Annotated in this window: 10 protein-coding genes and 1 pseudogene; 5 read left to right on the plus strand and 6 right to left on the minus strand. The window is 58.9% G+C overall.

Features of this window, described 5'->3' with window-relative positions:
* Positions 1-69: 69 nt before the first annotated feature.
* Positions 70-2,787 carry an RHS repeat-associated core domain-containing protein gene (locus Q8X48_RS28075; RefSeq protein WP_407802450.1) on the plus strand — a complete coding sequence of 906 codons (2,718 nt, stop codon included), beginning with the start codon at positions 70-72 and terminating at the stop codon, positions 2,785-2,787.
* On the opposite strand, the gene mapR is transcribed toward Q8X48_RS28075, so the two are convergent.
* From mapR to Q8X48_RS28090, 3 genes are all read right to left on the minus strand, one after another.
* Positions 2,784-4,199 (minus strand): GntR family transcriptional regulator MpaR, encoded by a 1,416-nt coding sequence (gene mapR / locus Q8X48_RS28080; protein WP_407802451.1) that lies wholly within the window; start codon positions 4,197-4,199, stop codon positions 2,784-2,786. The two genes, Q8X48_RS28075 and mapR, sit on opposite strands and share 4 nt — an antisense overlap.
* Positions 4,200-4,411: 212 nt before the next feature.
* Positions 4,412-5,824 carry a cytochrome c oxidase accessory protein CcoG gene (gene ccoG, locus Q8X48_RS28085; RefSeq protein WP_407802452.1) on the minus strand — a complete coding sequence of 471 codons (1,413 nt, stop codon included), beginning with the start codon at positions 5,822-5,824 and terminating at the stop codon, positions 4,412-4,414.
* 195 nt (positions 5,825-6,019) lie between these two features.
* Positions 6,020-6,253 (minus strand): DUF3203 family protein, encoded by a 234-nt coding sequence (locus Q8X48_RS28090; RefSeq protein WP_407802453.1) that lies wholly within the window; start codon positions 6,251-6,253, stop codon positions 6,020-6,022.
* Between the two features lie 120 nt (positions 6,254-6,373).
* Between Q8X48_RS28090 and Q8X48_RS28095 the strand changes: the two genes are divergently transcribed.
* Positions 6,374-6,865 carry an MgtC/SapB family protein gene (locus Q8X48_RS28095; protein ID WP_407802454.1) on the plus strand — a complete coding sequence of 164 codons (492 nt, stop codon included), beginning with the start codon at positions 6,374-6,376 and terminating at the stop codon, positions 6,863-6,865.
* A gap of 488 nt (positions 6,866-7,353) precedes the next feature.
* On the opposite strand, the gene Q8X48_RS28100 is transcribed toward Q8X48_RS28095, so the two are convergent.
* Positions 7,354-7,521 (minus strand): hypothetical protein, encoded by a 168-nt coding sequence (locus Q8X48_RS28100; RefSeq protein ID WP_172435747.1) that lies wholly within the window; start codon positions 7,519-7,521, stop codon positions 7,354-7,356.
* Positions 7,522-7,724: 203 nt separating this feature from the next.
* Between Q8X48_RS28100 and Q8X48_RS28105 the strand changes: the two genes are divergently transcribed.
* The 3 genes from Q8X48_RS28105 to glgB all read left to right on the plus strand — a co-directional run bounded on the left by Q8X48_RS28105 (position 7,725) and on the right by glgB (position 15,516).
* A complete protein-coding gene (locus tag Q8X48_RS28105; protein ID WP_407802455.1) occupies positions 7,725-9,722 on the plus strand; it encodes an alpha-1,4-glucan--maltose-1-phosphate maltosyltransferase in 1,998 nt (665 codons plus the stop codon).
* A gap of 218 nt (positions 9,723-9,940) precedes the next feature.
* Positions 9,941-13,282 (plus strand): maltose alpha-D-glucosyltransferase, encoded by a 3,342-nt coding sequence (treS, locus tag Q8X48_RS28110; protein WP_407802456.1) that lies wholly within the window; start codon positions 9,941-9,943, stop codon positions 13,280-13,282.
* 2 nt (positions 13,283-13,284) lie between these two features.
* Positions 13,285-15,516, plus strand: coding sequence for a 1,4-alpha-glucan branching protein GlgB (glgB, locus tag Q8X48_RS28115; RefSeq protein WP_407802457.1), 2,232 nt, complete (start codon positions 13,285-13,287; stop codon positions 15,514-15,516).
* Positions 15,517-15,970: 454 nt separating this feature from the next.
* Here the strand turns inward: glgB and Q8X48_RS28120 are convergent, their stop codons facing one another.
* Both Q8X48_RS28120 and Q8X48_RS28125 read right to left on the minus strand, forming a co-directional pair.
* Positions 15,971-16,381 (minus strand): hypothetical protein, encoded by a 411-nt coding sequence (locus Q8X48_RS28120; protein ID WP_407802458.1) that lies wholly within the window; start codon positions 16,379-16,381, stop codon positions 15,971-15,973.
* A 27-nt stretch (positions 16,382-16,408) separates the two neighbouring features.
* Positions 16,409-17,256: pseudogene (locus tag Q8X48_RS28125) on the minus strand (RHS repeat-associated core domain-containing protein); the annotation flags it as partial.
* Positions 17,257-17,299: the final 43 nt, after the last annotated feature.

The following is a 17,299-nucleotide window of genomic DNA, read 5'->3' on the forward strand; positions in this document are numbered from 1 at the left end:
AGATTGGCGACGAGCCACGCAACCGAACACTGCGTGTGTTGAAGCCTCTCAAAGTCGGGCGCCTTGTGCATGCACATCCACACACCAACGCTGAACGCCGTCGACCCTCGCGGTTTAGCTGTTCGTACGGTGGCTTATCACCGTCGCGTGGCCGGGGATCCGCCCGAGTCACGGATCACGCATCAGCTGTATGACGGGGCTGGCCGTCTTGCTCGGCAACGCGATCCGCGATTGTTTGCGTTGCTCGATGCGCCTTCAAACCTGTCCACCACTTACAGCCTTTCGAATCAGCCGCTGTGCAGCGACAGTGTCGATGCTGGCTGGCAAGTCGATTTGCCCGGTGCAGCCGGGCAGGTAATCGAGTCATGGGATCAACGCGGTTGGCATCGTCGCACTGAGCATGATTCGTCGCTGCGGCCGGTGGCGATGTTCGAGCAAGGCGTCGGTGAGGTGGAGCGCTGTGCCGAGCGCATCCTATGGGGCGCTGCGACAGATGAAGAGGCCCGGCACAATCGCTGTGGTCAGCCGATCCGACAGGATGATCCGGCAGGGAGTCGATTGCTTTCCGATTACGGGATGTCAGCGGCTGTACTGCTTGAGATTCGGCATTTCTTGAACAGTTTTGATCCGCCCGATTGGCCCCTTGTAGAAGCGGAGCGCGACCGTCTGCTGGAACCGGGCGAGGGGGCACGGGCATCCTGGTCCTTCCTGCCTTCGGGTGAGCTCTCGCATCAAACCGACGCCAAAAGTCATACCCGACATTTCACCTATGACCGCGCCGGGCAACTGCATTCGGTCGGGCTACAACGGGCTGGCCAATCCGTCGCCGACACGCTGGTCAATGCCATCGAGTACAACGCTTTTGGCCAGATAGAACAGGAGCGGGCCGGCAATGGCATGCGCACCTTCAGCGCTTATGATCCGGCCAATGGACGCCTGACGAACCTCGATACCCAAGGCCCCGTTCAGGGATATTTGCAGAAGCTCAGTTACGGCTACGACCCCGCAGGCAACATCACCGAAATCGCCGACGCGGCGCTGCCCATTCAGTACTTTGCCAATCAGCGCATCGAGCCGGTACGGCGCTTCGCCTACGACACGCTCTACCAGCTAATCAGCGCCACCGGCTGGGAAACCGCCAAACCGTCGTTGGGGCCAGCATTGCCCGAGTGGCAGGGATTCGGCCCGCCGGACGCCAGTCGCTGGTGCAACTACAGCGAAACCTATCACTACGATGAGGCGGGCAATCTGCTGCAGCGTCTGCATCACGGCGCGGTAGACGACACCTTGATCATGCGCGTGGCATCGCACAGCAATCGCAGCGTGAAAGATCGAGCCGGCCAGCCGGCCATTGACGAGCTGTTCGACGCTCGCGGCAACCTGCTGGAGCTGCAACCTGGGCAGGCTTTGCAGTGGAATGGGCGTAATCAGTTGGCCCAAGTCACTCAAGTGGCACGGATTGAAGGCGCTGACGACATCGAGAGGTATGTCTACGACAGCGAAGGCGCTCGCCTGCGCAAGTGGCAGACAGTGGCGGCAAAATCCGTCGTTAACACGTGCGAAGTGCGTTACTTGCCGGGCATTGAGTTGCACAACAACAGTGCCACCGGTGAGCGGTTGCAAGTCATCACTGTTCAAGCCGGGCGCTGCAGCGTGCGCCTGCTGCATTGGGACAGTCCGCCGCCAGCGGGATTGGACAACGATCAGTGGCGTTACTGCTTCGACGATCACCTGGGATCGAGTGCATTTGAAGTCGATGCCCAGGCTAAAACCATCAGCCAGGAAGTGTATTACCCCTTCGGTGGCACGGCGTGGCTGGCGGGACGGCACGAGGTGGAAACCAGCTACAAGACCATTCGTTATTCGGGCAAGGAGCGGGATACGACGGGGCTTTATTACTATGGCGCGCGGTACTACGCGCCGTGGTTGCAGCGCTGGTTGAATCCGGATCCGGCGGGGGATGTGGATGGGTTGAATTTTTATAGGTTTGTTAGAAATAGTCCTGCGGTATATGTGGATCAGGAAGGTCGTTTTCCAATCCTTACCTATATCAGTAATTTCTTGTTTGAGAGAAATAATGATGTGACGGAGCGAATAGAGCAGCGAGGGATGGATGACATTAGAAAGTATATGCCTGAGGTGGCAAAAAGCTTAGATGAGGCATTTCAAGAGTTAAAATCGATACTAACATATGCGATTGCTGAGCTTGAAGGTAATGATTTGGACAAAAGTGCGTTTGAAGCATATTTTGGTATTAAGCAGGTCGCACAAAAAGATATCGACTATTTTAGTAGTGGCTACCGTGAGTTACTAATGGATATTGCCCATGTTAGCAGTCATCCGAATAGATTGGTGGCGTACACTGAGGGTAAGCAGGCAGCTTTCGTTTTGTTGAATGATTCAGAGAGAAAAATTTATTTTAATAGTAATGTTTTTGCGCGTGGCGAGACCGAAATAAATGCTTTGTCCTTGGGGCACGAGCTAACTCATTTAAGTCAGGTTTTTAAAAGTTTAGATTATTGGTATATTCCTGAGCGCACAGCGATCATGCCTGGAGAGGTATATTCCTACCATGTTTTTCATGATAGGGATTTTCCTGTTGTAAATTTCGAGATGATGAATGGCGTCGACTTTGTCCCGGAAACAGGGGCGCCTGATTTGGAACAAGCGGTTCAAATTTTTAAAAACGATATGTCACTACGAACTTCAATGGCTCGTCGTAATGCCGATACACTGATGAGCTTTGCAAAGGCACTTAGTGGGGAGATTAGAGTTCGAAATCCCTAGCTGTTAAACGACCGCACAATCCGCCCCAACGTCTCCATCGCCTTCTCCGAGACCTCATCCCACGGGCTCCCATAATTCAACCGAATACAATTCCTGAACCTTTGCGTCGGCGAGAAAATCGGCCCCGGCGCAATGCTGATCCCCTGCGCCAGCGCCATCTGAAACAACTTCAACGAATCCATCTGCTCCGGCAATTCCAGCCACAAAAAGTATCCGCCCGCCGGTTGGCTGACCCGCGTCTGCGCCGGGAAATAGCGGGCGATGGCGGCGAGCATGGCGGCTTGCTGGTCTTCCAGCGCGTGACGCAATTTACGCAGGTGCCGGTCGTAGCCGCCGTGTTGCAAGTAGTCGGCGATCGCTGCCTGTGCCGGCATGGACGCGCACAGCGAGGTCATGAGTTTCAGGCGTTCGATTTTCTGCGCGTAACGCCCGGCGGCGACCCAGCCGATGCGGTAACCGGGGGCCAGGCTTTTGGCGAACGACCCGCAATGCATCACCAGGCCTTCGGTATCGAATGCCTTGGCCGGTTTCGGGGCTTGTTGACCGTAATACAGTTCGGCGTAGACATCGTCTTCGATCAGCGGCACCTGGTGGCGGCGCAGCAGTTCCACGAGCTGTTGTTTCTTGGCCTCGGGCACAGTGGCGCCCATGGGGTTCTGGAAGCTGGTCATGCACCAGCAGGCCTTGATCGGATGGCGTTCCAGGGTTTGTTCGAGCACGCCGAGGTCGATGCCGTCGCGCGGGTGCACGGGGATTTCCACGGCTTTGAGTTTCAGGCGTTCGAGCACTTGCAGGCACGCGTAAAACGCCGGGGCTTCGATGGCCACCAGGTCGCCAGGTTGCGTCACTGCTTGCAGGCACAGGTTGAGGGCTTCCAGGGCGCCGTTGGTGATCAGCAGTTCTTCCATGGGCAGCATCAGCCCGCCGACCATGTAGCGCAGGGCGATTTGCCGGCGCAGCTGCGGGTTGCCGGGCGACATGTCGGTGACCACCATGCGCGGGTCCATCTCGCGGGTGGCGCTGGCCAGGGAGCGGGACAAGCGTTGCAGGGGGAACAGTGTCGGGCTGGGGAATGCCGAGCCGAACGGCACGGTGTTCGGGTCCTTGATCGAGTCGAGTACCGAAAACACCAGTTCGCTGACGTCGACTTCCGTGGATTCGTTGACCTGGTTGCTGATCACCGGCTCGGAAAACGGTCGCGGCGCATGGGCATTGACGAAATAGCCGGAGCGCGGACGGGCGCGGATCAGTCCACGGCGCTCCAGCAGGTAGTAGGCCTGGAACACCGTCGACGGGCTGACGCCGTAGGTCTGGCTGGCGTAGCGCACTGACGGCACACGCTGGCCCGGTCCGAGGACGCCGGAGCGGATCAGTTCTGCGATGTCGTCGGCGAATTTTTCGTAGCGTTTCATCGGTGTCCCGCAATGGAGTCGTTTCGATTAATTGTGGCGAGGGGGCTGCCTGTGGCGAGGGGGCTTGTCGGAGCGCCGCACCGCCCCGTTGGGTCGCGAATCGGCGCCAAAATGGGACTGCTACGCAGTCCAACGGGGGCAAGCCCCCTCGCCACAGTGCATTGCGTTGCCAAAACAAGACTGCACTTCACCAAGGTCAACATCTTAAAGGCTCAGCGATTCATTGGCGCAACAAACCGGCTCTTCGCAACGCTGTAGACGCCAGGTTCATCGCTGTCGACCACTTTGAAGCTGATGCTCTGCGAACTGCTGGCCGGGCGTTCCGTGAGCATCGCCACCGACACAGGCAGGTCGACAATCTCGCCCGGCGCCAGGCTCAGCACTGTCTTGCCTTGCAACTCGAAATCATTGGCATCGACCAGACTCAATTGATAGTCCTGACGCTGCTGGGTCTTGTTGATCACCTTCAGGCTGTAGATGTTTTCGATCTGCCCCCGGCTGTTTTCGCGAAACAGGCCCCGGTCCTTGCTGACGTCGAGCGAGACCATCGGCCGTTCCACCAATGCCACCACCAGAGCGGCGATCATCACCAGCAGCACGGTGGTGTAGCCGATCAGGCGCGGGCGCAGCAGGTGCGTCTTGCCACCTTGCAACTGATGTTCGGAGGTATAGCTGATCAGTCCCCGGGCGTAGCCCATTTTGTCCATGATCGAATCGCAGGCGTCGATGCACGCGGCGCAACCGATGCATTCCATCTGCAAGCCATCGCGGATGTCGATGCCGGTCGGGCAAACCTGTACGCAGAGCTGGCAATCGATGCAATCGCCCAAACCGACCTCGGCGGGTTTGACCTCGCGTTTGCGCGGGCCACGGTTTTCGCCACGGGCCACGTCGTAGGAAATGGTCAGGGTGTCCTTGTCGAACATCACGCTTTGGAACCGCGCGTAAGGGCACATGTGCATGCACACCGCTTCACGCAACCAGCCGGCATTGATGTAGGTGGCACCGGTAAAAAACAACACCCAGAACAGGCTGACGCCGCTCATTTGCAAGGTCAGCAGCTCTTCGGCCAGTGGCCGTATCGGAGTGAAGTAGCCGACGAAGGTCAGGCCGGTCAGCAGGCTGATGGCCAGCCACAAGGTGTGTTTGGCCGAGCGGCGCATCAGTTTGTTGACGCCCCACGGCGCGGCTTGCAGCTTGATCCGTTGGTTGCGCTCGCCCTCGGTGACTTTCTCGCACCACATGAAGATCCAGGTCCACGAACTTTGTGGGCAGGTGTAGCCGCACCAGACCCGGCCGGCAAACACGGTGATCGCGAACAGGCCGAACGCGGCGATGATCAACAGCGCCGACAGCAGGATGAAGTCCTGCGGCCAGAAAGTCGCGCCGAAGATATGGAATTTACTTTCGGAAAGATCCCAGAGCACCGCCTGTCGGCCGCCCCAGTTCAACCACACGGTGCCGAAAAACAGCAAAAACAGAAAACCCGCGCCGCTGATGCGCAGGTTGCGGAACAGCCCGGTGAAGCTGCGGGTGTGGATCAGGTTGTCACTGGTTTTGGCCTTCGTCTTTGGACGCGAAGGCTCGAATGTTTCTACGGTTCGGACGGGGATTCTTTCGCTCATGGTCTTTCGCTCATCAGCCTCCATCAGGCATGAGCACTATGAGCGGCGATCTGTTTGCATAACAGACTCAGGTATTGCATTAAAAAGCGGATCAGATGGCCGTGCCCGCCCGGCCTGCGACAACTTGAAGCAGCCGTCGCACAAAGGTGTAAACGCCTGGGCAAAACAGCTGCGGCGGGTGTTGATCAACGGCAGTCAAATCAACGAATCACTGTCGCTGGCTTTCAGGTGCCGACGTCCATCCACCGCGCCTGCGACGGTCAAGGCGTCGGCTTCCGCTTCGGTGATGTAGATCCGCTGGCCTTCGATGTCCACCGCCGACATGGCTTTGCTTCCATCGGTGACGATGGTCACGTCAGGACACAGACGAATTTGTTCGCCATTTTCGGTGGTGAAAAAGCAGGTCTGGTTCTCAATGCGCACGGTCATGGCGGAATCCATTTTCAGGGGTATCTGAAGTGTCAGGCCGCAACCGCCGGTCATCGTTCTGTGCAACCGATTAATGGTCGCTGCGGTCCACTCTCCATGGCTCCTCACAAGGACAACACCATGAACGCCTGGTGGCACGAAGTCTGGGTGACCCTGCAAGCCGAGTTCGCCGACATTACCGATGCCTCGCAACTGACGCGGATGACCGTACGTCTGTTGATGGCCGCCTTGCTGGGCGGGATTCTCGGGTTCGAACGCGAGCACCAGGGCAAGGCCGCTGGTGTGCGCACCCACATGCTGGTGGCGATGGGGGCGGCGCTGTTTGTACTGGTGCCGCAGATGTCCGGTTCACAGGCCGATGCCATGAGTCGGGTCGTGCAGGGCGTGATTGCCGGTATCGGCTTTCTGGGGGCCGGTACCATCCTGAAAAACCACGACGGCGACGAAAGCGACGTCAAGGGCCTGACCACCGCCGCCGGCCTGTGGATGACCGCCGCCATCGGCGTCGCCACCGGGCTGGGCCGGGAGGCGACGGCAGTGCTCAGCACGCTGTTGGCGCTGGGGGTATTCAGTGTGATGCCGAGGATCGTGAAGCTGATTGACAAGGACTAGGAGCTGTCAGGGATTAACCCTGTCTGCGCAGTCGCTTCACAGCCTGAGTCCTGCTCGTTGCTCTTCGTTTCCGAGAGTTCGTGCTGGCAGTAGTCCATATCACCGTGCAGCAGATGTTTCTCCAGTTCCCTGATGATTGAGCTTTTGGTTGATTGTCCAGAGGGATTGCGTTCGGCTTCGAAGCAAAGAAATTCGTAGTTGAATATTTTCACGGGATGGCCAGCCGTCGGTGGGTCGTTCACGGTGTAGCGCGTGGTGCTGTGCGCTAGCTCTGTTTGTGAATTCGCTGACGCTGGAAAAAAACGTTTTCATGGCTAACCACCCTCAAGGCTGAAGAAGTGGTGGCTATATAAGGCGCGGGGTGTAGGTTTCGTAAAGTGTCGGACGGGCAGAATTGGTGCTTTAGGATCGGTACTACAGGTACTTGGGAAGCGTCATTCATTTTTGATGATCGTTCCTGCTGTCGAGGCAGGAACGATCAACTGTCTTCATTCAGGATTCACAATCACCGGCGGCATCGTCGCTGGCGGTTCTTCCCTTGGCGGCGGAGTCGTGCCGGGTGGGTCCTGTTCGGGCACCGGTTGTGGTTCGCTCGGCGGTATCACCGGGTTGTCGATGTTTGGATCGGGGGTTTCTGCCGGGAATGGATTGGTCATGGTTCAAGCCTCCAGTGGCACATGGCGTGAGTCGTGCTTAAGTTGGTGGACTGCAGTGCGAACGATTTGATTCCGCAAATTGCTGATGAACTTTTCCCGGCAGCCATCGCTCGGAACCTAAGTGAGTACGTCCCGGGGCGGATGGCCCAACGGGATGGCGACCCGACACAAGCGCGTCCATGGGGCGTAAGGAGAGAGGCTCGATGACGGCTGAAAAACCGACTGAGTTGAGCTACAACCCGCACATGCCGCTGTCGCAGGCGCTGTTGCTGCCGCGCATAGTCATAGAAAACATCATGCCGACCCTTGAAGGCGGGCAGTTCGCGGTCAAGGCGGTGGTGGGGCAGGATGTGGTGGTGACGGCCAAGGTCTTTGCCGACGGACATGACAAGCTGGCGGTTCGCGTGCGCTGGCGGTCCGAGGACGAGGACGTCTGGCAAAGCGCTGTCATGCACGATCTGGGCAACAACGGTTGGCAGGGGCAGTTCCGGGTGAACAGTCAGGGCCGTTATCTGTTCTGTATCGAAGCCTGGATCGACCAGTTCGCCAGTTTTCGCTACGAACTTGAAAAGAAGCATATGGCAGCGGTGCCCGTCAGCCTCGAATTGCAGGAAGGGCGGATCCAGGTGCAGCAAGCCGCCGAGCGCAGTGAAGGGCAACTCAGCGAGCAATTGGCGGCATTGCACCATGAACTGGCAGGACTGCTCGAAACCGAGCAGGTCGCACTGTTTTTGCACCAACGTAGCGCCGACCTCATGGCCCGCGTCGATCATCGTGCTTACCTCAGCCTGAGCCCGGAGTACCCGGTGGATGTGGAGCGCGAGCTGGCGCAATTCGCCAGTTGGTATGAATTGTTCCCGCGTTCGATCACCGACAGCCCGGAGCGCCACGGTACTTTCAACGATGTGCATTCGCGGCTGGCGATGATCCACGACATGGGCTTCGATGTGCTGTATTTTCCGCCGATCCACCCGATCGGGCGCAGTTACCGCAAGGGCCCGAACAACTCGCTGACGGCAGGCCCCGATGATCCGGGCAGTCCCTATGCGATCGGTAGCGAGGAGGGCGGCCACGAGGCGATTCACAAGCAGTTGGGGACTCGCGAAGACTTCCGGCGACTGGTCTCGGCCGCTGCGGCGCACGGCCTGGAAATCGCCCTCGACTTCGCCATCCAGTGCTCCCAGGACCACCCATGGCTCAAGCAGCACCCCGGCTGGTTCAACTGGCGGCCTGACGGCACGATCAAGTACGCGGAGAACCCGCCGAAGAAATACCAGGACATCGTCAACGTCGACTTCTATGCCCCCGAGGCGATTCCGAGCCTGTGGGTGGAGCTGCGCGACATCGTGGTGGGCTGGGTCGAGGAGGGCGTGAAGATCTTTCGCGTCGATAACCCGCACACCAAGCCGCTGCCGTTCTGGCAATGGCTGATCGCCGATGTACGGGCGCTGTACCCCGAAGTGATCTTCCTTGCCGAGGCCTTTACTACTCCGGCGATGATGGCGCGCCTGGGCAAGGTCGGTTATTCCCAGAGCTATACCTATTTCACATGGCGCAACACCAAGGCCGAACTGGCGACTTACTTCACCGAACTCAACGAATCGCCGTGGCGCGAGTGTTATCGGCCGAATTTTTTCGTCAATACACCGGACATCAACCCGGCGTTCCTGCATGAGTCCGGGCGTCCCGGGTTTCTCATCCGCGCCGTGCTGGCGACCATGGGCTCGGGCCTGTGGGGCATGTATTCGGGTTTCGAGTTGTGCGAGTCGGCACCGGTACCGGGCAAGGAGGAGTACCTCGACTCCGAGAAGTACGAGATCCGCCCCAGGGACTTCAACGCGCCGGGCAACATCATTGCCGAGATTGCCCAGCTCAACCGCATCCGTCGGCAGAACCCGGCGCTGCACACGCATCTGGGCCTGAAGGTCTACAACGCCTGGAACGACAACATCCTGTACTTCGGCAAACGCAGTTTTGACGGCAGCAACTTTATTCTGGTGGCGGTCAGTCTCGATCCGCACAACGTGCAGGAGGCGAACTTCGAGTTGCCGCTGTGGGAAATGGGTTTGCCCGACGACGCCAGCACCCAGGGCGAAGACCTGATGAATGGCCATCGCTGGACCTGGCACGGCAAGCATCAGTTCATGCGGATCGACCCGGCGTACCAGCCGTTCGGGATCTGGCGCATTACCGCCTCTTGAGAACACCACAATCTCTGTGGCGAGGGAGCTTGTCTGTGGCGAGGGGGCTTGCCCCCGTTGGGTCGCGAAGCGACCCCCGCTTTTTCTTTCAACAACACCGAGTCGCTGTATTGACGACTGCTTCGCAGCCGAACGGGGGCAAGCCCCCTCGCCACAGGTAAGCCCTTCACCACTGGGGTTCAACCTGTGGCCAAAGTTGAATTCACCAGGAGTTTCACATGGCGAAGAAACCCAAGGCAGCCACGTTCATCAAGGACCCGCTCTGGTACAAGGATGCGGTGATCTATCAAGTACACGTCAAATCGTATTTCGACTCCAACAATGACGGGATCGGCGACTTTCCCGGCCTCATCGCCAAGCTCGACTACATTGCCGACCTGGGCGTCAACACCATCTGGCTCTTGCCCTTCTATCCCTCGCCACGGAGCGACGACGGTTATGACATCGCCGAGTACCGCGGCGTGCACAGTGACTACGGGACCATGGCCGATGCCAGGCGGTTCATTGCCGAGGCACACAAACGCGGCCTGCGGGTGATCACCGAACTGGTCATCAACCACACCTCCGACCAGCACCCGTGGTTCCAGCGCGCACGCAAGGCCAAACCGGGGTCGGCGGCGCGGGACTTCTACGTGTGGTCCGACGACGATCAGAAATACGACGGCACCCGCATCATTTTCCTCGACACCGAAAAGTCCAACTGGACCTGGGACCCGGTCGCCGGCCAATACTTCTGGCACCGTTTCTACTCCCACCAGCCGGACCTGAATTTCGATAACCCGCAAGTCATGAAAGCGGTGCTGTCGGTGATGCGTTACTGGCTCGACATGGGCATCGACGGCTTGCGCCTGGATGCGATTCCCTACCTGATCGAGCGCGACGGCACCAACAACGAAAACCTGCCGGAAACCCACGATGTCCTGAAACAGATCCGCGCCGAAATCGACGCCAATTACCCCGACCGCATGCTGCTGGCGGAAGCCAATCAGTGGCCGGAGGACACCCAGTTGTACTTCGGCGACACCGACAGGAAAGGCCTGAACGGCGACGAATGCCACATGGCCTTTCACTTCCCGTTGATGCCGCGCATGTACATGGCGCTGGCCCAGGAAGATCGCTTCCCGATCACCGACATTCTGCGCCAGACCCCGGATATTCCCGCCAACTGCCAATGGGCGATCTTCCTGCGCAACCACGATGAACTGACCCTGGAGATGGTCACCGACAAGGAACGCGATTACCTGTGGAATTACTACGCCGCCGACCGTCGCGCACGGATCAACCTGGGGATTCGCCGGCGCCTGGCGCCGCTGGTGGAGCGTGACCGACGCCGGGTCGAACTGCTCAACAGCCTGTTGCTGTCGATGCCTGGCACGCCGACCCTGTATTACGGCGACGAGATCGGCATGGGTGACAACATCTACCTCGGCGACCGCGATGGCGTGCGCACGCCGATGCAATGGTCCATCGACCGCAACGGCGGTTTCTCCCGCGCCGACCCGGCCAGCCTGGTGCTGCCACCGATCATGGACCCGCAATACGGTTACCTGTCGGTCAATGTCGAAACCCAGGCCGGCGACCCGCATTCGCTGTTGAACTGGACCCGGCGCATGCTCGCCGTGCGCAAGCAATCCAAGGCCTTCGGGCGCGGTACATTGAAAATGCTGTCGCCGAGCAACCGGCGGATCCTGGCCTACACCCGTGAATACACCGGGGCGGACGGCAAACACGAAGTCATCCTGTGCGTGGCCAACGTGTCGCGCAGTGCCCAGGCCGCCGAGCTCGATTTGTCGGCCTACGTCGGCATGGTGCCGGTGGAGATGCTCGGGGGTAACGCGTTCCCGCCCATCGGCCAGCTGAATTTCCTCCTGACCCTCGCGCCCTATGGCTTTTACTGGTTCGGCCTCGCCGCGGAAAACCAGATGCCCAGCTGGCATGTGGAGCCCGCACAGAGCCTGCCGGACTTCACCACGCTGGTGCTGAAAAAACGCATGGAGGAACTGCTTGAAGCGCCGTCACGCCACACCCTTGAGCAGAGCATCCTGCCCAGCTGGTTGCAGAATCGACGCTGGTTCGCCGGCAAGGACGCCGCCATCGAGCAGGTCGATCTGGCCTACGGCGTGCGCTTCGGCGATGCGCAACATCCGGTGCTGTTCAGTGAGATCAATGTCACCAGCGCTGGCCAGAGCAGTCGCTATCAGTTGCCGTTCGGCTTTATCTCCGAGGATCAGGTCGGTACGCCGCTACCGCAGCAGCTGGCGCTGTCGCGGGTACGGCGCGGACGCCAGGTCGGCCTGATCACCGATGCCTTCAGCCTGGAATCCTTCGTGCATGCCGTGTTGCAAGGCATTCAGGATGGCACCGTATTGGCCTGCAGCGATGGCGATATTCGCTTCGAGTCCACCCCCGAACTGGAAAAACTCGGCCTCAACGCCGAGTCGTCGGTGCGCTACCTGTCGGCGGAACAGTCCAACAGCTCGGTGGTGATCGGCAACAGCATGGTGCTCAAGCTGATCCGCAAGGTCGCCAGCGGCGTGCACCCCGAACTGGAAATGAGCGCCTGTCTGACCGCAGCCGGGTTCAGCAATATTTCGCCACTGCTAGGGGCCGTGGTGCGCCGGGACGGGGCGGGTGAGGACAACCTGCTGATGATCGCCCAGGGCTACCTGAACAATCAGGGCGATGCCTGGGAGTGGACGCAAAACAACCTCGAACGGGCGCTGCGCGATGAACTGGCCGACGCCATGTCCGAGCAGGAGCAACACTACAACGCGCTCGGCGAACTGAAAGATTTCGCCGGTATGCTGGGCCGGCGCCTGGGGGAAATGCATCAGGTGCTGGCAGCGCCCAATGCCAACCCGGACTTCTTGCCGCAGGTCACCACGCAGAAGGAGGCGCTGGCCTCGGCCAGGGATGTCGCAACGCAAATCGAGCACGCGCTGAACTTGCTCAAGCAGCATCAACATCAACTGAGCCCGGCGGACCAGACCCTGGTCAGCCGTTTACTGGACAACAAAAAAGCCATCCTCGGACATGTGCAAGCGTTGGGCAAAAAGACTGCAGGCGGCTTGCGCATTCGTGTGCATGGCGACCTGCATCTGGGCCAGGTGCTGGTGATCAAGGGCGATGCGTACTTGATCGACTTCGAGGGGGAACCGGCGCGGCCCTTGCATGAACGTCGGGGCAAACACAGCCCGTACAAGGATGTCAGTGGCGTGCTGCGTTCCTTCGACTATGCGGCGGCAATGGCGATCAACGTGCACAGCGTCGATAACACGGCGGGGGCCGATGCCGCGCGTGTGCGGGTCACCGGGCGCTATTTGAGTGAAGCGCGAACAGCATTTGTCGACGCCTATCGGCTGGCGGCAGCTAGTCTTGCCCATGCATGGCAAGATCCCGAAGGCGAGGACGCCGCGCTGGCGTTGTTCGGTCTGGAGAAGGCGGCGTATGAAGTGGCCTATGAGGCGGAAAATCGCCCCACCTGGTTGCCCGTGCCGTTGCACGGTTTATATGGATTATTGAGTGGGCTTAAACCCTTTTCCGATCTTGGTGGAGAGTAGTCATGAGTGTCTCGAACAAGGAACAGGGTCATCACAAAGAAGCGCTGCTGCCCGGCGCACGGGATATCGATGCCTTGGTGCGTGCCGAGCATATCGATCCCTTTGCCATACTTGGCCCCCACGGCGATGGTGCCGGTGGACAGTTCATCCGCGCCTATCTGCCAGGCGCCCTGAGTGTAGAAGTTCTGGCCAGGGACTCGGGCGAAGCGCTTGGGAGTCTTCAAGCCACAGAGACGCCGGGGTTGTTTGCCGGGCATTTCGACCGCGCGCAAGCGTATCTGCTGCGCACCCGTTGGGCCGGTGGCGAGCAGACGGCCGAAGACCCTTACAGCTTCGGCCCATTGCTGGGCGACATGGATTTGTACCTGTTTGCCGAAGGTAATCACCGCGACCTCAGTGCGTGCCTCGGTGCCCAGCTCAAGACCGTGGACGGTGTCGACGGTGTGCGTTTCGCGGTGTGGGCACCGAATGCCCGGCGGGTGTCGGTGGTCGGTGATTTCAACGTCTGGGACGGGCGCCGCCATCCGATGCGCCTGCGGCATCCCACCGGGGTCTGGGAGTTGTTCATCCCGCGCCTGCAAGCAGGGGACGCCTACAAGTACGAAATTCTCGGTGCCCACGGCATCCTGCCGCTGAAGGCCGACCCGATGGCGCTGGCCACCAGTCTGCCGCCGGACACCGCCTCGAAAGTCGCCTCGCCGCTGAAAATCGACTGGCAGGACCAGGACTGGATGCTGTCCCGTGGCGACCATCAGCGGGTGACGGCGCCCTTGTCGATCTACGAATTGCACGCCGGTTCGTGGCAATGCGAGCTGGACGACCTGGGTGAAGTGGCCCGCCAGTACACTTGGCCGGAACTGACCGAGCGACTGATTCCCTATGTCAAAGACCTGGGCTTCACCCACATCGAACTGATGCCGATCATGGAACACCCGTTCGGCGGTTCGTGGGGTTATCAGTTGCTGTCGCAATTCGCGCCGAGTGCGCGTTATGGCACGCCGGACCAGTTCGCCGCGTTCGTCAACGCCTGCCACCAGGCCGGCATCGGGGTGATTCTCGACTGGGTGCCGGCGCATTTCCCCACCGATACCCACGGCCTCGCCCAGTTCGACGGCACGGCCCTGTACGAGTACGGCAACCCGCAAGAAGGTTTCCACCAGGATTGGGACACGCTGATCTACAACCTGGGGCGCACCGAAGTGCACGGCTACATGCTGGCGTCGGCGCTGCACTGGCTCAAGCATTTCCACGTCGATGGCCTGCGGGTCGATGCCGTGGCCTCGATGCTGTACCGCGACTACTCGCGCAAAGCCGGCGAGTGGGTGCCGAACCGCCATGGCGGGCGGGAGAACCTGGAAGCCATCGACTTCCTGCGCCACCTCAACGATGTGGTCGCCCTGGAAGCACCCGGTGCGTTGGTGATCGCCGAGGAATCCACCGCATGGCCGGGCGTCAGCCAGGGCACGCAACAGGGTGGCCTGGGCTTTGCCTACAAATGGAACATGGGCTGGATGCACGATTCGCTGCATTACATTCAACAGGACCCGGTGTACCGCGCCCATCACCACAACGAGCTGAGTTTTGGTCTGGTGTACGCCTGGTCCGAGCGCTTCATCCTGCCGATCTCCCACGACGAAGTGGTACACGGCAAGCACTCGCTGATCGACAAAATGCCCGGCGACCGTTGGCAGAAATTCGCCAACCTGCGGGCCTACCTGAGTTTCATGTGGGCGCACCCGGGCAAGAAACTGCTGTTCATGGGCTGCGAGTTCGGCCAGTGGCGCGAGTGGAACCACGATCAGCAACTGGACTGGTACTTGCTGCAGTACTCCGAACACAAAGGCGTACAGAAACTGGTCGGCGACCTCAATCGCCTGTACCGCGAAGAACCGGCGTTGCATGAGCAGGACGATGTGCCGCAGGGTTTCCAATGGCTGATCGGCGATGACGCGATCAACAGCGTTTATGCGTGGCTGCGCTGGAGCAAGGACGGCCGGCCTGTGCTGGTGGTGGCCAACTTTACGCCGGTGCCGCGTGAGGCGTATCGCGTTGGGGTGCCGTTTGCCGGGCAGTGGAATGAGGTGCTTAACAGCGACTCGTCCATCTATGCCGGTTCCAATTACGGCAATAGTGGCGGGGCAATGGCCGAGGAAACGCCGAGCCATGGGCAGGCGTTGTCGTTGGTGTTGAATTTGCCGCCGTTGGCGGTGTTGATGCTGAGACCAGGCAGGTAGTTTTCTGATCGCTCCCCCACACTTTGCGTGGGGGAGCGTCTCAACGAAAGCACTGGGCTCTACCTACGAAGTGGAGTGTTCTATCAGCAATTCGTTGTCGCTTGTATTTTAGCTGCTCGATAACGCGCTGGATCGTTGCGTGGGCAAGGCCCCTGTGGGGCGCCGGAAGACACTTGGGGAATAGTAAATGGCATTCCTCCTGCGTGGAGCGGGAGGGGCTGCATCTGATGTTTCCGAGGATGTGTCACTTGAGGCGTCTTCTGAAAGAGTATTTTCGTCCGGCAATTCGTAGGTTTGCTGGATCTGCGCTGAATTGGAAAAGGCAGGTTCTACACTAATAACGAAATCTGTGAAGAGGCTATCACGATATCGTTCGACTTTAGTGGCTTTCAAGCCAAAATCGTCTAGGATTTTTTGCGTCGATTTTCCATTTGGTGTGCTATTCATAAAAATCCTAAGCATTGTTTTTGAGCCGTTTTTTTAATCCGGTCATTTCTTCGATCGTGTGTTTGTTTATAACGTGTTCTCTTTTAATCGTAGATGGTAGTACTCCAAAGAATCCTTGCTTAGTTGATACGTTGATGTATTGGTGCCTTGCAACGTCACTTGCGTAATATTTTGAATGGGCTGGGTTTCTGAAGTTGGCTTTGAATATCCAAGTGTGGGGTTTGAATATATTAAAAAAGCTGTCTTCTTTTACTCTGGAAAGAGCATGGTTTTTTATAAAAGTGTGCTTCATTTTTGTTTCAACAAAAGTAATGCGTTGTTTCGATTCTTCGGTGGCGAAGTTAAGTATTTCTGAGGGGTTATGAGTAATGTAGGAAATATTTGGTTTGTGGCCCTTGATTTCACTGTCTATATCCACTGACTCAACGTTTATTGAGTTGCGGACAAGTCCGGCGATGTCAAAAAAACATACAGGGTTATTTTCACCATTAAGTATCTATTAAACCCATCTGTATCTCCGGCCGGATCAGGATTAATCCACCGCTGCAACCACGGCGCGTAATACCGGAACCCATAATAATAAAGCCCCGTCGCATCCCGCTCCTTGCCCGAATAACGTACGGTTTTGTACTTGGCTTCTGTGGCCGACCGGGCAGCAAAACAAGCCGTACCACCAAACGGGTAATACCATTCCTGGCTGATCAGGTCGGCGTTCTGGTCCAGTTCCAGGGCGCTGGACTGCAAGTGGTCGTTGAGGCTGTAGCGCACTTGATTGTTGGCGATGTCCTCGGGCTGTCCGGCGACCCAATGCAGCACCTGTACGTTGCTGCTACCGGCGCTGGCAGTGATCACATGAAGGACTTCACCCGTGCCACCGTGACTACGGATCTCCACGCCGGGCAGGTAGCGCACTTCGCTGATCAGCGTGCGGGCGTTGGTCTGGTTTGCGCGGAGCTTGCGCACGCGTTGTCCGCCGCCGTCATAGACATAGCGTTCGTAGTCGTCCTCAGTCTCTTCGCGCACCAACGGGCGCACGACGGTGAGTTGATTGCGCAAGTCCCACTCCATCGCCTGGCCGGCTTGCAGTTCCCGTAGATTGCCATTGGCATCGAAGCTTGCAGCGATTTCCGCTTCAGTCGGTGGCCGGCCGTTGCGCTCGGGCAGGCAGCGGTTGCTGTATTTGGCGCGGGTCAAAGTGCGGCCGTGGGGCTGGGCGCCGACGTGCACCAGGTCCAGCAGGTTGCCGCCAGCGTCGTAGTGGTAGGTCTGGGTGTAGTTGGCGACCTGGATGGGGTATGTCGCTTATAACCATCTTGAGCTTCCGACAAAACCTAGG

The organism is Pseudomonas sp. QLc11A (assembly GCF_052112305.1).
Lineage (GTDB): Bacteria > Pseudomonadota > Gammaproteobacteria > Pseudomonadales > Pseudomonadaceae > Aquipseudomonas > Aquipseudomonas laurylsulfatiphila.

What these genes read in the sequence shown, in the direction of transcription:
- Q8X48_RS28095 (WP_407802454.1), top strand. Translation starts at nt 6,374, where the DNA reads ATGAACGCCTGGTGGCACGAAGTCTGGGTGACCCTGCAAGCCGAGTTC.
- treS (WP_407802456.1), top strand. Translation starts at nt 9,941, where the DNA reads ATGGCGAAGAAACCCAAGGCAGCCACGTTCATCAAGGACCCGCTCTGG.
- Q8X48_RS28075 (WP_407802450.1), top strand. Translation starts at nt 70, where the DNA reads ATGCACATCCACACACCAACGCTGAACGCCGTCGACCCTCGCGGTTTA.
- Q8X48_RS28100 (WP_172435747.1), bottom strand. Translation starts at nt 7,521, where the DNA reads ATGACCAATCCATTCCCGGCAGAAACCCCCGATCCAAACATCGACAAC.
- glgB (WP_407802457.1), top strand. Translation starts at nt 13,285, where the DNA reads ATGAGTGTCTCGAACAAGGAACAGGGTCATCACAAAGAAGCGCTGCTG.
- ccoG (WP_407802452.1), bottom strand. Translation starts at nt 5,824, where the DNA reads ATGAGCGAAAGAATCCCCGTCCGAACCGTAGAAACATTCGAGCCTTCG.
- Q8X48_RS28105 (WP_407802455.1), top strand. Translation starts at nt 7,725, where the DNA reads ATGACGGCTGAAAAACCGACTGAGTTGAGCTACAACCCGCACATGCCG.
- mapR (WP_407802451.1), bottom strand. Translation starts at nt 4,199, where the DNA reads ATGAAACGCTACGAAAAATTCGCCGACGACATCGCAGAACTGATCCGC.
- Q8X48_RS28090 (WP_407802453.1), bottom strand. Translation starts at nt 6,253, where the DNA reads ATGACCGTGCGCATTGAGAACCAGACCTGCTTTTTCACCACCGAAAAT.